This window comes from Bacillus sp. FJAT-47783, from assembly GCF_022808615.1.
In the GTDB taxonomy this organism is placed as follows: Bacteria; Bacillota; Bacilli; order Bacillales; family Aeribacillaceae; genus Bacillus_BZ.
The window spans coordinates 1-13,543 of record NZ_JAKZKS010000011.1; the positions used below are offsets into that span (position 1 = coordinate 1).

Here is a 13,543-nt window from a genome sequence, read left to right on the forward strand (position 1 = left end):
GTTTTGTGTACCAACAATTCTTTTGGGACGTACTAAATCGAATTCAAAAGCTTCAATTAGAATGACCGAAAGAATGCTGTTCCCAACTGAAAAAAGTCGATTTTTTCAGTCAAGGGGGAAGTATGCCCAAATACAGGAAATAACCATTGGGAATGAAGTCATTTTGGTTAGCTGGCTATAATTTATGTCGAGAAGGCGATTAAGCCAAATTAGGGTACTGGATTTTCATTATCACTTTTTAGCTGTGAATAATTCAGGTATTTATATAATTTTTCGTTAAAATGGGAATTGATTTAACCATTGGCCGCCATCCATTGTAATACATTCTCCATTTATATAAGCAGCTTCATCTGAAAGTAAAAATGCAGCAACTCCTGCAATTTCCTCAGGGGTACCAAGACGTTGTAACGGAACACTATTTAACGTGCGTTTTGCCGCTTCCTCTGAAAGAAATAGCTTTTCGGCTCCCCCTGTTCGTTCAATTGGTCCTGGTGCAATGGCATTAGAGCGAATGCCATATTTTCTCCCCCATTCAACAGCTAATGTTCGTGTTAGAGAAAGAACGCCTGCTTTAGCCGCAGCCGAATGAATAACACCTGCTCCTGCGTTCCATGCGTATGTAGCGACCATATTTATAATCTGTCCTTTTTCACCTTTTGAAATCCAATCGTTCCCAACAGCAGAACTGCAGTAAAAAGTACCATTGAGGACGATGTCAATTACTGCATTCCAACCATTTGCAGATAATTTTTCCGCAGGACAAATAAAGTTTCCTGCTGCATTGTTAATGAGTGCATCAATCTTTCCGAATTTTTCGTTTGTTGCTTTCACCATTTGATTTGCCATCTCAGGCTCTCTTACATCCATTTGAAATGGAAGCACTTGCCCTGCAAACGTTTCAATTTCTTCTTTTGCCTCCATTAACCTTTCTTCATTTCTTCCCGTTATGACGACATAGTTTCCATCATTGGCAAACCGCGCGGCCATCGCTTTTCCCATCCCGCTTGATCCACCAGTAACGATAATCACTTTCCCTTTCATTTCTCCATCCCCCTTAATTGAGTTTTTATAGAACATTTGACACTACCAATAACAATTGAATGAATACTCATTCATATTTTAACATATTTTTCAGTATTTTCTCACTTCTTTTTTAAAATAATTTGCAGAATGGAAACGTGCTATAATAGGAGAACAACGAATTTAATAGAATGGTTGATTTATTTATGAAAGGTACATTATCTCGCCGTCAATTTTTAAAACGGCTGAGCGCAGCACTTTTAGCTGGAGTTGGTATATCATTCGGAGGATACAGTTATATACGGTTTATTGAACCGAAGCGGCTCAGCGTAACAAAAAAACAAATTAAACACCGTTTCATACCGAAATCATTCCATCAGAAAACGATCGTTCAATTTAGTGATACCCATTTAAGTGATTACTTTAAAATTGAACAATTAGAGCGAGTCGTTAATACGATCAATTCGTTCAATCCCGATGTCATTGTCTTCACTGGGGATTTAATTGATGAACCGAATAGGTACAATCGTTTAAATGATATTGTTCCCGTCTTACAAGACTTATCTGCACCACTAGGAAAATATGCGATATACGGCAATCACGATCACGGAGGCTATGGAACGGATATTTATAAAAATATTATGGAGCGCTCAAACTTCGAATTGCTACAAAACAAATCGAAAAAGATTCAACTTGAAGATGGAAGCTTCATCTACATGGCAGGTCTCGATGATTTAATGCTTGGCAAACCAGATTGGGATAAGACGTTTCATAAGATGGCTGAAAATACGTATACCATTTTACTAGCCCATGAGCCTGATGCAGCAAACCGGACAAAACATTATCCTGTTCACCTCCAATTATCAGGCCACTCTCATGGCGGGCAAATTAAACTACCTTTTATCGGTCCTTTATACACTCCCCCCTTTTCTAATGATTATCATGAAGGCTTTTATGAAGTTGGCTCGACAACGTTATACGTGAACAGAGGACTCGGAACAACACGGCTCCCGTTTCGCTTTTTGTCAGTTCCTGAGATTACAGTATTCACGCTTATATCCAATGAAGAAACGGAAAACTTATAAGAAAACCGCAAGCACCATGCTAGTCACAGGCAAAAATATTCTTACGACGAAAAGGTACTTTCTTCCTTTATTGGATGAACGTAATTTGACCTCGAGGGGCAGGCGCTGGAGCTAGGCATGAACAACTCCGTCCATTGTACTTTAACGCTTTATAGACTTTTTTGAAACAATAAAAGACTATTTACGGAATACCGCAAATAGTCTTTTTATTACTCTTCATCCTCTAACACGCGATAGGCCATATTAAATAAAACAAGCTGAGCATCAAATTCAGGTTCATCAGGCTGTCGCGTTACATAGTGATACTGACCGAATTCATCTTGTTCGCGCGCCTTTACGTTATCGGCTAGTAGAGCCGCAAGTGTTTTATTTAATCGTTTCTTTAATTCCCCTTCATAGATTGGGAACATGATTTCTACACGTTTTTCCATATTTCGTGTCATTAAATCGGCTGATGATAAGTAAATTTTTTCTTCCCCATTATGATGGAAAAAGTAAATACGCGTATGCTCCAGGAAACGACCGACAATGCTTCTAACGGTAATATTTTCACTTACGTCTTTTATACCAGGGCGAAGACAGCAAATCCCCCGAACAATTAAATCAATTTTCACACCTGCACACGATGCTTCATATAGCTTCATAATGATCGGTTTATCCGTTAACGAATTCATCTTTGCGATGATCCGACCATTCCCATACTGTTTATGAAACTCGATCTCTTTTTCAATTAACTTGATAAACTCGCTGCGAATATCAAAAGGGGCAACAGAAAGATGATGGAAAGTCGGCTTTTCTGTAAAGCCACTTAAATAATTAAAAAAGTTTGTTGCATCAATGCCAAACTTACGCTTAGAAGTAATTAACCCCATATCGGTATACAATTTTGCCGTTTGATCATTATAGTTTCCAGTACCGAGATGAACAAATCGATCAATCCGACCATTCCGTCTGCGAACGACGAGTGTAATTTTACTATGCGTTTTTAAATACGTCATTCCATAAATGACATGGCAGCCTGCTTTTTCTAACTCCTTCGCCCACTGGACATTATTTTCCTCATCAAAGCGTGCTTTTAATTCAACTAATACGGTTACTTGTTTTCCGTTTTCCGCAGCACGTTTTAATGCTTCAATGATTGGTGAATCCCCACTCACACGATAAAGAGTTTGTTTAATGGCCAGTACATCCGGATCATACGCCGCATCTGAGACAAAATCAACGACCGGTTCAAACGATTCATAAGGATGGTGAAGCAAAATATCCCGATCGGAAGCGATTTCAAATAGATCATCTGAGGAACCTATATCCTTTGGTGGTTGGGGAATCAACGTTTCATATACTAAATGTTCATGTGTTCGTTCCAGCTTTTTGTAAAAGCCAAATAAGAAAGTTAAATCTAATGGACCATCAATTTCGTATACATCTTTTTCATGAATTTCTAACTCATGAAGCAAATAATTTAAAATTCGTCGATCGCTTCCGTACTTTTTTACTTCTAAACGAACGGCCGCTCCCCACTTACGCTTTTTCAATTCTTTTTCGATTTCTTTTAATAAATCCCGGGCACCTTCTTCATGAATGGTCAAATCTGCATTTCTCGTAATTCGAAATTGCGTAACGGAAACAACTTTGTATCCTAAGAATAACTTTGAAATAAAATGGCTGATGACGTCCTCTAACATCATAAACGTTCGACTCGTTTCATCCCCTTCTAATTCAATAAACCGATTTAAAACAGACGGGACTTGTACAATAGCCGTTTTAAATCGATCATCCCCTGATTCATATTCATCTTCTAACAAAATCGCTAAATTTAAGCTTTTGTTTAACAGCATCGGAAAAGGACGGTAAGCATCGACAGCCATCGGCGTTAATACAGGGAAAATATGTTCATCAAAATAGCGTTCCAACTTGTCCAATTGTTCCTTATGTAAGTCATCTATCGTTGTAAATGTTACGTTCTCTTCCTTCAGCTTAGGTAGTATCGATTTTTTATAAATGTTATATTGACGTTCTACAAGTTGATGATTTTTATACGCGATTTTGGAAAGTTGTTCTTTCGGAGTAAGTCCTGCTTTATTTTCAGGCTTGTTAAAACCCGCTTTCACTTGATCTTTCAATCCCGCTACTCGTACCATAAAGAATTCATCAAGGTTTGAGCTGAAAATCGCTAAAAATTTCATTCGTTCTAAAAGCGGGTTTCGCTTATCTTCTGACTCTTCTAAAACCCGTTCATTGAATGCCAGCCAGCTTAATTCGCGATTGTTGTAATACATTGGATTTCTTAATTTTGTTTTCTTCTTCTTTTTTGTCATCGTCATCGCATTCACCCTTCATCCAAAATTGGCATCAATTCGTTCAATTTCCATCTTAACATTTACATTTCATTCATTTGTAAATTTCATGTTAAATTTGTATAAATTTAACGTAAAATCCCTTTCTATCAAATTATACCAAAATGGCTGTATATCTACTATTTAAAAAGTAGAGGAATGCTTTATTTTAATATATTTTTATTTCACAAATTCAACTACTTTCTCTTCGATCGATTTGAAATTCAGTTCGATTTTTTGTTTGAGTGTTTTTTCTAAATGCTTCTTTTGTTTTTCAGCTTCGTATTTTTCCGGTTGCCAATTTTGGTTACAATACACATTGATTCCAACCGTTTCATTATCTTTATGTGCAACGAATAAATCTTGTACAATATTTCGTTTCGTTGCATTTAAACTGTAAGTAAACTTGATTAAAGCACCCATTAATCGTAATTTTCTTTGCTCTTCTTTCGAAAACCAATCCATAAACGGCTCAATATATTGTTTGAACGCTGAATGGTTTTTAAAGGAAGCGATTAAGGCAAGTGCGAGCTGTTCTTTATGGCGTAACCCGTCAATCGTTCGGTTTGAAAGCAAATAAAACGTATGTTGACTACTTGATTCAGAATCGACATAGTGACCTAAATTATAAACGAAGGAACCATTGCGTAATATTTGAAGATCTGTTTTCGTTAATTGTACAACGTTAGCTTCCATTAATTGTTTAGCTAGCAGCATGAGAAGATTCGTTACTTGACACGTAAAGGGAATGTCGATTTCATATTCTACAGCTAATTCTTGGAAGCTTTCTTCAATGACATTCGGAAAAGCTGTTAATCCAAATTGCTGCAAAATTTCTTCGTAAAGCACGCCATCACGCAAGCCCTTTCGACTTAAGAGGAACGAAGATGTTTCTACAACGTTACATAATTCAAGAAACACTTCTGTCGTTGGAATAATAATGTCCGCTCTATCTTTTGATAATCCTTCCACACGCTGTAATTTTTCAAATGGAAGCGAGGTTAAATAGTTTTTCACATCCATAATATCTTCTTTATTTAATTCATATTGGTGTAATTTTGCGAGCGGATATTTTTTTAATGCTTGGTCTATTTGCACGACATTTCGGGCGCTGCCACCGATGGCAATAATCGGAAGCTTTTTCCCTTTTAACCATGGTAGTTTAGACATTTCTTTTTGTAAAAACTCTTTTACTGCTTTAAGTTCTAAACGTGTTGGCATATTTCCTTTTACAAACTGTTTTTTCAAGGATAAAGCACCAAACGGGAAACTATGAAATTCTTGTAAGCGCCGATTTTTGAAATACGTAACTTCACTACTTCCTCCCCCAATATCAATGGTAATCCCTTCTTGAAAGGAAGTGGAATTCACAACGGCTAAAAAACCGTAGTACGCTTCTTCATACTCAGATAAAACACGTACCCTAAAATCGGTATTTGTCGCAACTTCCGTCAAAATTTTGTTTTGATTGTTCGCTTGTCGAATCGTAGCTGTCGCAACAGAGCGAATATTCGTTAAATTATGAAAGCGAGTCACTTCTTGAAACGCTTTTAATGTATTCACAAGAACATGAATTCCTTCATCACTTAACTCTCCATTATTCGCTAAGTAATTTCGCAAGCGAGCAACTGCTTTTACATTTTCGATTTCTTTTAATCGGCCGCTTTTATCTTGAACATAGATCACTAAACGCATAGTGTTCGAGCCGATATCAATAATTCCATATTTATTTTTCAACGTCTCAACACCCTAACTAAAAGAATATAGTTTATTATAGCATACGATTGTTCATAAAAAATGTCCGTTATGAAAGGTGGTAAACGAATGATTCATCTCGTAAATAGTGGAGAAACTTTATCAGAAATTGCCCTTAACTACAGAATTCCCCTTTTGTCCTTAATTCAAGCAAATCAACTCATCAATCCAAATGTGATTTATCCCGGTCAACCGATTATCATTCCAAATTTGCCAGATCCGCAAACGATCCCATACAAGATCGATGTCTCCATTCAGGAAAGAAGGCTAAGATTATACAAAAACAACTCCCTCTATAAGACATTTCCGATTGCAGTAGGAGCCATTTTATCGGAAACGCCAATCGGTTCTTTTGTCATTGTCAATCGAGAGCCAAACCCAGGAGGACCATTTGGTGCAATGTGGTTGAGCTTATCAAAATTACACTACGGAATCCATGGCACGAACAATCCTGCTTCCATCGGGCAAGCAGTATCCAAAGGATGTATTCGAATGTATAACGAAGACGTTTTAGAATTAGCCTCCCTCGTTCCGAATGGGACGGAAGTTTCAATTCATCTTTAGCAGTTCGACTAGTTATGATATAGTTAAGAAGAATCGAAAGACAGACGTTTAAACAAGCATACATTACGATAGGAGCGGAAGCATGGATATCTTCAACAATCGTAATTTTGTCAAACTATTTTTAGCTGCATTCATGTCGCAAATGGGTTCTACCATCGGAAATATGGCATTTGCCTTCTATTTATTAGATCATTTCAGCGATCAACCTTATTACGCTACGCTTGCCGAGCTGATGTATTCGTTACCAACGATTTTTGTCTTTTTTATTGTCGGCGTTGTCGCAGATAGACTTGATCGAAAAAAGGTGGCGGAATGGTGTGATTGGATTCGTGCATGCTTAACCATTTTATTATTTTTTACTCTTTTTACCGAATCACTTCCACTCATATTTCTAATATTATTTTTACGTAGCGCTGTCACAAAATTTTTCTTCCCAGCTGAATCAAGTTTAGTTCAAGGAATTTTGCGGAAGGATCAATATGCAACAGCCGCAGGATTAAATCAAATTTTATTTAGTCTTTTTATGGTTTTTGGTGTCGGACTTGGGGCACTTACGTATAAATGGATTGGCATACACGGAGCAATAGTCGTGGATTGTGTGAGTTTTATCGTATCGGCCCTTTTTATTCGTGCATGTAAAATCCCAAGGGCTGTTCGATTACCGAATGGACTGCCTACGTTTAAAAATTTCCACTTTCATTCCACTTTCAATGATTTTAAAGTTGGTCTGAAGTATATATTGAAAAATCGGCTTTTGTCACTTATTATTTTCGGCTTTTTCGTTTTCGGTTTTTTCCAAGGTAGCTTCGCCATTTTACCAATGTTTACGATGAAGTTTGAGTTAGCGCCATTCCAATATGAAACATTCGCCGCGCTTTTTGCTATATTCCTAGGAGCAGGCTTATTTGTTGGCAGCTTATTTTCGGCATATCTTGCAAAAAAGTGCAAACCTTATTATTTGTTTATCATCCCGATCTTGATGACGAGCATTTTCATTCTCTTACTAGGTGTTACGGATAATGTATGGTTTTACTTAACACTCTCTTCTTTGATCGGAATATGTATTGGACCTGTTAATATCGTCATTGGCGGTTGGATGCCCAAAATTGTTGATCCAAAATTTATGGGCCGTGTCAGCGGCTGGATTGACCCTGTAATGATGTTCGCTCAGTCGTTAACATTAGCCGTTATCGCCGTTCTTTTCCCGAAATTTGTTCCAAGCGTTGACTTTATTTATTATGGGATGGCTGTGATCCTATTAGGGATCTTCCTATTCTACGCAAAATTTTTGCCAAAGAAAGAGGATTCATCACAAATGGAAGATGACAAACAGCTTCATGCATAATATTTCAATACCGTAAAAACGAAGAAGAGGTTCATCAAATCATGGATGACCTCTTTTTGATTTGCTGTTCTTTATATTTACTTCCTATCATTGAAAACAAGTAATATTGGTTGCATTTTCTATTCATAAAAGTATAATTTAGGTAAGATACTTTTTTTACATATATTAAACAAAGGAGAATTATTATGGATGACAGTTACCGAAGTATGACAGACGTAACCTTTACAAATGAAATTGCGCGAGCCATTTATGTCGTAAATCGACATGCCAAAACAGCACCTAATCCGAAAACTCTTTATTTCTTAAAGAAAAAGTCTTTACAAAAACTATTGTCAGAAGGTAGAGCGAAAAAAGTAGGATTGCACTTTTCAAACAACCCAAAATATAGTCAACAGCAGTCTGATGTACTCGTCTCTGCGGGACAATATTATTTTCACATGCCCCCTTCTAAAGAAGACTTCCAAAACCTCCCGCATTTAGGTTCCTTAAACAATTCATATCGAAACCCAAAAACAAATTTACCGTTATCAAAAGCGAAGGTCACCTTACAACAATATGTAGGGATAAAAAAGGAGAATGCAGAGCATCGAGGTAAGAATCAAAAAAGGACACCTCACCAAAAACCCGTTTTTAAACGTTTAGGGGAAAGCTATTTTTAACATATAAAGGTTATATGCCAAAACTAAGACCGAAAGAATGCTGTAAAATCTACATTCTTTCGGTCTTTATTTTTAGATATAGGGGTGTCATTACTTCCTATTTATCCTCTAATAGTTCGTCCATTTTTTGAACAAGGAGATGAATTTCCGGTTTGCTTATTTGGGCATCAACACCAACTTTTTGACCTTTATGGCGTAAATCTTCCGTTATTAAAGAGGAGAAAATGATAATTGGGAGTGCTTCCCATTCTGGTGTTTCTTTTATTCTTTTCGTTAAGTGCAACCCATCCATTTGTGGCATTTCAATGTCAGTAATGAGTAAATCTACCGTTTCGTAAAGATCTTTTCCTTCTTCTTTCAATAATTCTAAATACGTAACAACATCTTTTCCGTTCTCATAAAAGTCAATATTCGTGTAGCCAGCTTCTGTTAATGTTTCCTCTATTAATTGACGAAGGAGCGGCGAATCTTCCGCAACGATAATTTTCTTACTAGATCTGTCACATTGTGTATGTTTGCGTATTTTATCCTTCCCAATAGCGGATTCAGGATGAATGTCAAGGACAATGCGTTCAAAATCAAGGAGTAAGATCATATCACCATTTAATTTCACAACACCGGTAATTTGTGTCTCCATCCCTTGATACATGTCTTGCGGTTTTTCAATTTGCGTCCATGATACACGATGAATTTGTGTAACCGAATGCACACGGAACACAACCTTCATTTTATTAAATTCCGTTACAATCAGTTTATCTTTTTCCTGAATTTCATTTGGATGTAAATCAAGTGCTCGAGCTACGTTCACAACCGGCAAAACTTCACCACGAAGCTCAATAATACCTTCCACATAACGATGGGCATGTGGAACGGGGGTGACCGGGAGGGGTTGAATAATTTCTTTCACTTTCATAACATTGATTCCAAATTTATTTTCACCGACGGTAAACTCCACAATCTCAAGCTCGTTCGTACCTGTCTCAAGCAAGATATCTCTTTGTTCCATTATCTTCTTCCTTCCGTAACCATTCTCAACTTATATATCGGCAATTTCATAAGTCCTTTAATAGTTTGGGCAGACTTTCCGATGGAATCATTGTCATATGTTAAACATTTCCTCTTTGTTACTATCAATGAAAATGCTATGGTAAGGAGAAAATAACTACGAATCTTAAGCAACATGGAACGAGGGGCATAGAAAAACATGAAAACATCCGTTCTATTTTTGCATTTTTTTAATGAAATAAGACGTCAGACTTGTTATAATGCTATATGTGAATCAGTGTTTGCTGATTTAACGGGTTGGGTCGAGGGTTACATTATAAGGAAGGACGAAAAGTGAATAAGTTATTTAAACTAACTGAGCGCGGGACAAATGTACGAAAAGAGCTGCTGGCCGGTTTAGTCGCATTCTTTACCGTTGTGTACATCGTTGTTGTAAACGCATCTATTTTATCAGACGCTGGCATCCCTATTGAGGCAGGCATTTTGGCAACAGTGTTTAGTTCTGTTGTTGGTTGTTTGTTGGTCGGATTTATGTCTAACACACCGATCATTATTGTACCTGGGATGGGGGTTAATGCTTTATTTACGTTTACCATTTGCCAATCTATGGGCCTCACTTGGCAAGAAGGTTTAGCCGTTGTTTTCATATCAGGTATTCTTTTTATGATTATTGCCTTTACAAAGCTTGCTGCCATTATTTCAAATGCGATACCGGACTCGTTAAAACATGCGATCACAGTTGGAATCGGTATATTCCTTACGTTTATCGGTTTACAAAAAGGTGGGCTTGTCGTAGCAAATGAAGAAACATTTGTTGCATTAGGGGATTTAACGGATCCTCATGTCATCTCAACGATGGTAACACTACTCGTTACAGTTGTCTTATTTGCTCGCGGTGTACCAGGAAACTTTCTTTTTAGTATGTTATTTGGAGCTACCATTGCAACTGCTTTCGGTTTAATCGATTGGACGAATGTTAGCGGAACGTTATCATTTGATGAATACGCCAATGTGTTTGCTGCCTTTACATTTGATCGCATAGGAGATATTGTCTTTTGGACGGCTACTTTTTCGTTAACGATGGTCATTGTATTTGAGAACATTGGGCTTATAAACGGTCATGTAGAAATGATCCATCAACAAGAAAGTTACCGCCCGGCACTACAAGCAAATGCAATTTCCGCTGCTACTTGTGGGCTATTTGGAACGAGCCCAACCGTTGCGACTGCCGAAACCGCGGCTGGAATTGCGGCTGGAGGAAGAACAGGATTAACATCTGTTACGACAGGAGTATTATTTTTTGTTTCCTTATTCTTCTTACCATTTATTAAATTGATTCCAAATAGTGCGATTGCACCGATTTTAATTTTAATTGGTGCTTTAATGGTGCAAAGCATTCAGCATATTAATTTGAAAGATTTTACGGAAAGTTTTCCAGCCTTCTTAATTATTGTACTTATTCCACTCACATATAGTATTGTTGATGGAATGGCCTTCGGGTTTATTGCGTATCCAATCATTAAACTATTTATGAAACGCAGAAATGAAATTGCGATTCCATTGTATGTGATTGCCTTTTTATTTCTTGTCAATTTCATTTTCCATACGTAAGTTTACCTCCCACATCTTGTGGGAGGTTTTGTTTTATCCTTTTATTACCAGTAGCGTAAGTCGTATATTCCCCCTCTATCCATCAAACGATAATGATAAATACGGTTGGGGGTGCTTGAATTGAAAACTTGGCTCGTTCCTATCGCTTTTAGCCTGCTCATCGGATGTCAAAATCAAGCAGATGTAAATACACTAGAAGAAACAAAAGGACTTGAACATACAAATGCAGATAAAGACCAATCGCCAGATGAACTCTTATTGGAGTCGAGAAGAGAAGTAACATTTACGGATGACGAACTTCAGATTCGTGAAGCAGAAAATTTATTATCTTCCTACCTTAGAGTCAATGAAGAAGATACCGTCGTCCAATACGACCATAAGGAAAAGGGGAAATACATTTTACGCGTATACTCCTTAAACGAAAATCAAGACGTTCCCCATGAATGGTACAGCATCGATATTCATACGAAACAAATTGAGAAATTGATACGTTAATCCTTTTGCTAGGTAACTTTTACCTAGTTTTTTTGTTTAGAAACAATATTTACAAGCGAACAAAGTTCAGGCCACTTGTATTGTGACTATTTATTGAAGGTTAAATTTTCCCCCTAGATTTTTTTATGTAACGTGATAAAATTCTAAAGGTGTTAAAAATAATCTTTAATAGAAGGGTGTCAAAAGAAGTGGGTACCTTAATGTTTTTCCATCAAGATCAAGAAGTAACGGCCATTGAAAATGTTGACCGTGAAGTATATGACAACTTAAAACAAACCAAGGAAAACCATTCGGTCGTTATCACGATGAATGAAAAACCTTTTTTATTACACAACGTTCTTCATGTACAATATGTTGAAGACATCAATTGGGATTTCGGCTATTAATCGTTGAAAAAGCACTAGCTTAAGCTGGTGCTTTTTTTATACTATGATCAACCCCTTCTTTTGTCCTCATACGAACAATTCTCCATGAATACGTTTCATCGTTTTACATCGGCCATACACCTAACGAAATATTTATCATACAGTGTTAGTGAACTGGATTTTGATGAAAGGAGATTGCACATGTATCCATACAATCGACAGTTTCAAATTTTTCCTTTTCCGTTTGGTCAAGGCGGGCTCCCATTCCCTCCCTTTGGTGGAGGGCAGACACCTCCGTTTGGCCCACCTAGTAGTGGAGACGGTCTAGGCCAAGGTCAACAAGGTGGTCCACCACCTGGACCTCCACCAGCGTTTACTCCGCAGGAAGCGCAAGGTCCTTCACTTTATGCGGTAGACCCTGGCGGAATTCGCGGATGTTTATATCGTTACACGTATATTCGTCTAAATAATGGACGAAGCTTTTGGTTTTATCCAACCTTTGTAGGCAGAACATCTGTAGCTGGTTGGCGCTGGAGAAGAAGACAAAATCGTTGGGTATATTACGGAATTGACTTACAGCGAATTCGATCCTATTCTTGTTATTATTAAGAAAATGTAGAAGCCTAAATTTTAGCATTCAATGAAAGGACTGCACGTAGCGGTCCTTTTAAAATGATCACGTAGCTTAATCTCCTATCTCCCCCGTATTCCGGCATTCATCTAACGGTTGGGTAATTGCAGCAAAAGCCATTTGTACAGCTGTTTTGGCCGTGTTAGCGTACTGAAGCTCAACTGTTTTCCGTTCATCTAAAAAGCAACCTTCAAAAGCGACCTCTTTCACCTTTGTCGCCCAGCCTCCAGACGTTTCGATGACGATGACAGGCTTTTTATTCGTATAGGCGGCTGATAATTCCCCTAAAGTTCCATTTCCACCGCGAATCATAATGAGCGCATCGGCTGAGTGAACTAAGACTAAACCTCGATAATCGACATGCAAACCAGTTGTAATGGGAATATCGATATAATCATTGGCGACGTTCGTCTCGTCTCCAGCTAAAATTCCAATGACTAGTCCTCCCGCTTCCTTCGCTCCTTTTGAAGCTGCTTCCATCACACCACTTCCCCCACCAGATAACAGGACGGCCCCTTGTTTCCCGATTTCTGCTCCAACCTCTTCAGCCAATGAACACACTTCAGCTGGAATGTGACCAGACTGTCCAATAACAGCTATTCTTTTCATCTCTCTTCCCCCGTTTTTTTATATTTATTATACAAGTTTACGATGAACTTACTGTAAATTTTC

Annotated in this window: 14 protein-coding genes; 9 read left to right on the plus strand and 5 right to left on the minus strand. The window is 37.7% G+C overall.

Annotation, left to right across the window (positions count from 1 at the left end; genetic code table 11):
* A partial coding sequence (locus MLD65_RS09630) for a hypothetical protein (protein ID WP_243291655.1) occupies positions 1–181 on the plus strand: 181 nt, incomplete at its 5' end.
* 95 nt (positions 182–276) lie between these two features.
* Here MLD65_RS09630 and fadH read toward each other — a convergent pair.
* Positions 277–1,041 (minus strand): 2,4-dienoyl-CoA reductase, encoded by a 765-nt coding sequence (gene fadH / locus MLD65_RS09635; RefSeq protein ID WP_243291656.1) that lies wholly within the window; start codon positions 1,039–1,041, stop codon positions 277–279.
* A gap of 185 nt (positions 1,042–1,226) precedes the next feature.
* Between fadH and MLD65_RS09640 the strand changes: the two genes are divergently transcribed.
* Positions 1,227–2,105, plus strand: coding sequence for a metallophosphoesterase (locus MLD65_RS09640; RefSeq protein WP_243291657.1), 879 nt, complete (start codon positions 1,227–1,229; stop codon positions 2,103–2,105).
* Positions 2,106–2,314: 209 nt separating this feature from the next.
* Here the strand turns inward: MLD65_RS09640 and MLD65_RS09645 are convergent, their stop codons facing one another.
* The gene (locus MLD65_RS09645) at positions 2,315–4,423 is read right to left on the minus strand and encodes an RNA degradosome polyphosphate kinase (RefSeq protein ID WP_243291758.1); all 2,109 of its coding nucleotides are present in this window, start codon (positions 4,421–4,423) and stop codon (positions 2,315–2,317) included.
* A 198-nt stretch (positions 4,424–4,621) separates the two neighbouring features.
* Complete coding sequence (locus MLD65_RS09650) at positions 4,622–6,136, minus strand: Ppx/GppA family phosphatase (protein ID WP_243291759.1); 1,515 nt, start codon at positions 6,134–6,136, stop codon at positions 4,622–4,624.
* 129 nt (positions 6,137–6,265) lie between these two features.
* Between MLD65_RS09650 and MLD65_RS09655 the strand changes: the two genes are divergently transcribed.
* The 3 genes from MLD65_RS09655 (at position 6,266) to MLD65_RS09665 (ending at position 8,764) form a co-directional block, all read left to right on the plus strand.
* Complete coding sequence (locus tag MLD65_RS09655) at positions 6,266–6,760, plus strand: L,D-transpeptidase family protein (RefSeq protein ID WP_243291658.1); 495 nt, start codon at positions 6,266–6,268, stop codon at positions 6,758–6,760.
* Between the two features lie 82 nt (positions 6,761–6,842).
* Positions 6,843–8,105: an MFS transporter gene (locus MLD65_RS09660; protein ID WP_243291659.1), complete on the plus strand. Its 1,263-nt coding sequence runs from the start codon at positions 6,843–6,845 to the stop codon at positions 8,103–8,105.
* Positions 8,106–8,290: 185 nt separating this feature from the next.
* On the plus strand, positions 8,291–8,764 hold the full coding sequence (locus tag MLD65_RS09665) for a YkyB family protein (protein WP_243291660.1): 474 nt from the start codon (positions 8,291–8,293) through the stop codon (positions 8,762–8,764).
* Positions 8,765–8,861: 97 nt separating this feature from the next.
* On the opposite strand, the gene MLD65_RS09670 is transcribed toward MLD65_RS09665, so the two are convergent.
* Entirely contained in the window at positions 8,862–9,770 is a 909-nt protein-coding gene (locus tag MLD65_RS09670; protein ID WP_243291661.1) for a chemotaxis protein, read from the minus strand.
* A 332-nt stretch (positions 9,771–10,102) separates the two neighbouring features.
* On the opposite strand from MLD65_RS09670, the gene MLD65_RS09675 reads away from it, so the two are divergent.
* The 4 genes from MLD65_RS09675 to MLD65_RS09690 all read left to right on the plus strand — a co-directional run bounded on the left by MLD65_RS09675 (position 10,103) and on the right by MLD65_RS09690 (position 12,849).
* Complete coding sequence (locus tag MLD65_RS09675; protein WP_243291662.1) at positions 10,103–11,380, plus strand: NCS2 family permease; 1,278 nt, start codon at positions 10,103–10,105, stop codon at positions 11,378–11,380.
* Positions 11,381–11,500: 120 nt separating this feature from the next.
* Positions 11,501–11,875, plus strand: coding sequence for a hypothetical protein (locus MLD65_RS09680; protein ID WP_243291663.1), 375 nt, complete (start codon positions 11,501–11,503; stop codon positions 11,873–11,875).
* A gap of 188 nt (positions 11,876–12,063) precedes the next feature.
* Positions 12,064–12,261: a hypothetical protein gene (locus MLD65_RS09685; protein WP_243291664.1), complete on the plus strand. Its 198-nt coding sequence runs from the start codon at positions 12,064–12,066 to the stop codon at positions 12,259–12,261.
* 180 nt (positions 12,262–12,441) lie between these two features.
* Positions 12,442–12,849: a transporter gene (locus tag MLD65_RS09690; protein WP_243291665.1), complete on the plus strand. Its 408-nt coding sequence runs from the start codon at positions 12,442–12,444 to the stop codon at positions 12,847–12,849.
* 76 nt (positions 12,850–12,925) lie between these two features.
* Here MLD65_RS09690 and MLD65_RS09695 read toward each other — a convergent pair whose 3' ends face one another.
* The gene (locus MLD65_RS09695; protein WP_243291666.1) at positions 12,926–13,480 is read right to left on the minus strand and encodes a TIGR00725 family protein; all 555 of its coding nucleotides are present in this window, start codon (positions 13,478–13,480) and stop codon (positions 12,926–12,928) included.
* Positions 13,481–13,543: the final 63 nt, after the last annotated feature.

What these genes read in the sequence shown, in the direction of transcription:
- fadH (WP_243291656.1), bottom strand. Translation starts at nt 1,041, where the DNA reads ATGAAAGGGAAAGTGATTATCGTTACTGGTGGATCAAGCGGGATGGGA.
- MLD65_RS09660 (WP_243291659.1), top strand. Translation starts at nt 6,843, where the DNA reads ATGGATATCTTCAACAATCGTAATTTTGTCAAACTATTTTTAGCTGCA.
- MLD65_RS09650 (WP_243291759.1), bottom strand. Translation starts at nt 6,136, where the DNA reads ATGCGTTTAGTGATCTATGTTCAAGATAAAAGCGGCCGATTAAAAGAA.
- MLD65_RS09645 (WP_243291758.1), bottom strand. Translation starts at nt 4,423, where the DNA reads ATGACAAAAAAGAAGAAGAAAACAAAATTAAGAAATCCAATGTATTAC.
- MLD65_RS09665 (WP_243291660.1), top strand. Translation starts at nt 8,291, where the DNA reads ATGGATGACAGTTACCGAAGTATGACAGACGTAACCTTTACAAATGAA.
- MLD65_RS09640 (WP_243291657.1), top strand. Translation starts at nt 1,227, where the DNA reads ATGAAAGGTACATTATCTCGCCGTCAATTTTTAAAACGGCTGAGCGCA.
- MLD65_RS09655 (WP_243291658.1), top strand. Translation starts at nt 6,266, where the DNA reads ATGATTCATCTCGTAAATAGTGGAGAAACTTTATCAGAAATTGCCCTT.
- MLD65_RS09690 (WP_243291665.1), top strand. Translation starts at nt 12,442, where the DNA reads ATGTATCCATACAATCGACAGTTTCAAATTTTTCCTTTTCCGTTTGGT.
- MLD65_RS09670 (WP_243291661.1), bottom strand. Translation starts at nt 9,770, where the DNA reads ATGGAACAAAGAGATATCTTGCTTGAGACAGGTACGAACGAGCTTGAG.
- MLD65_RS09695 (WP_243291666.1), bottom strand. Translation starts at nt 13,480, where the DNA reads ATGAAAAGAATAGCTGTTATTGGACAGTCTGGTCACATTCCAGCTGAA.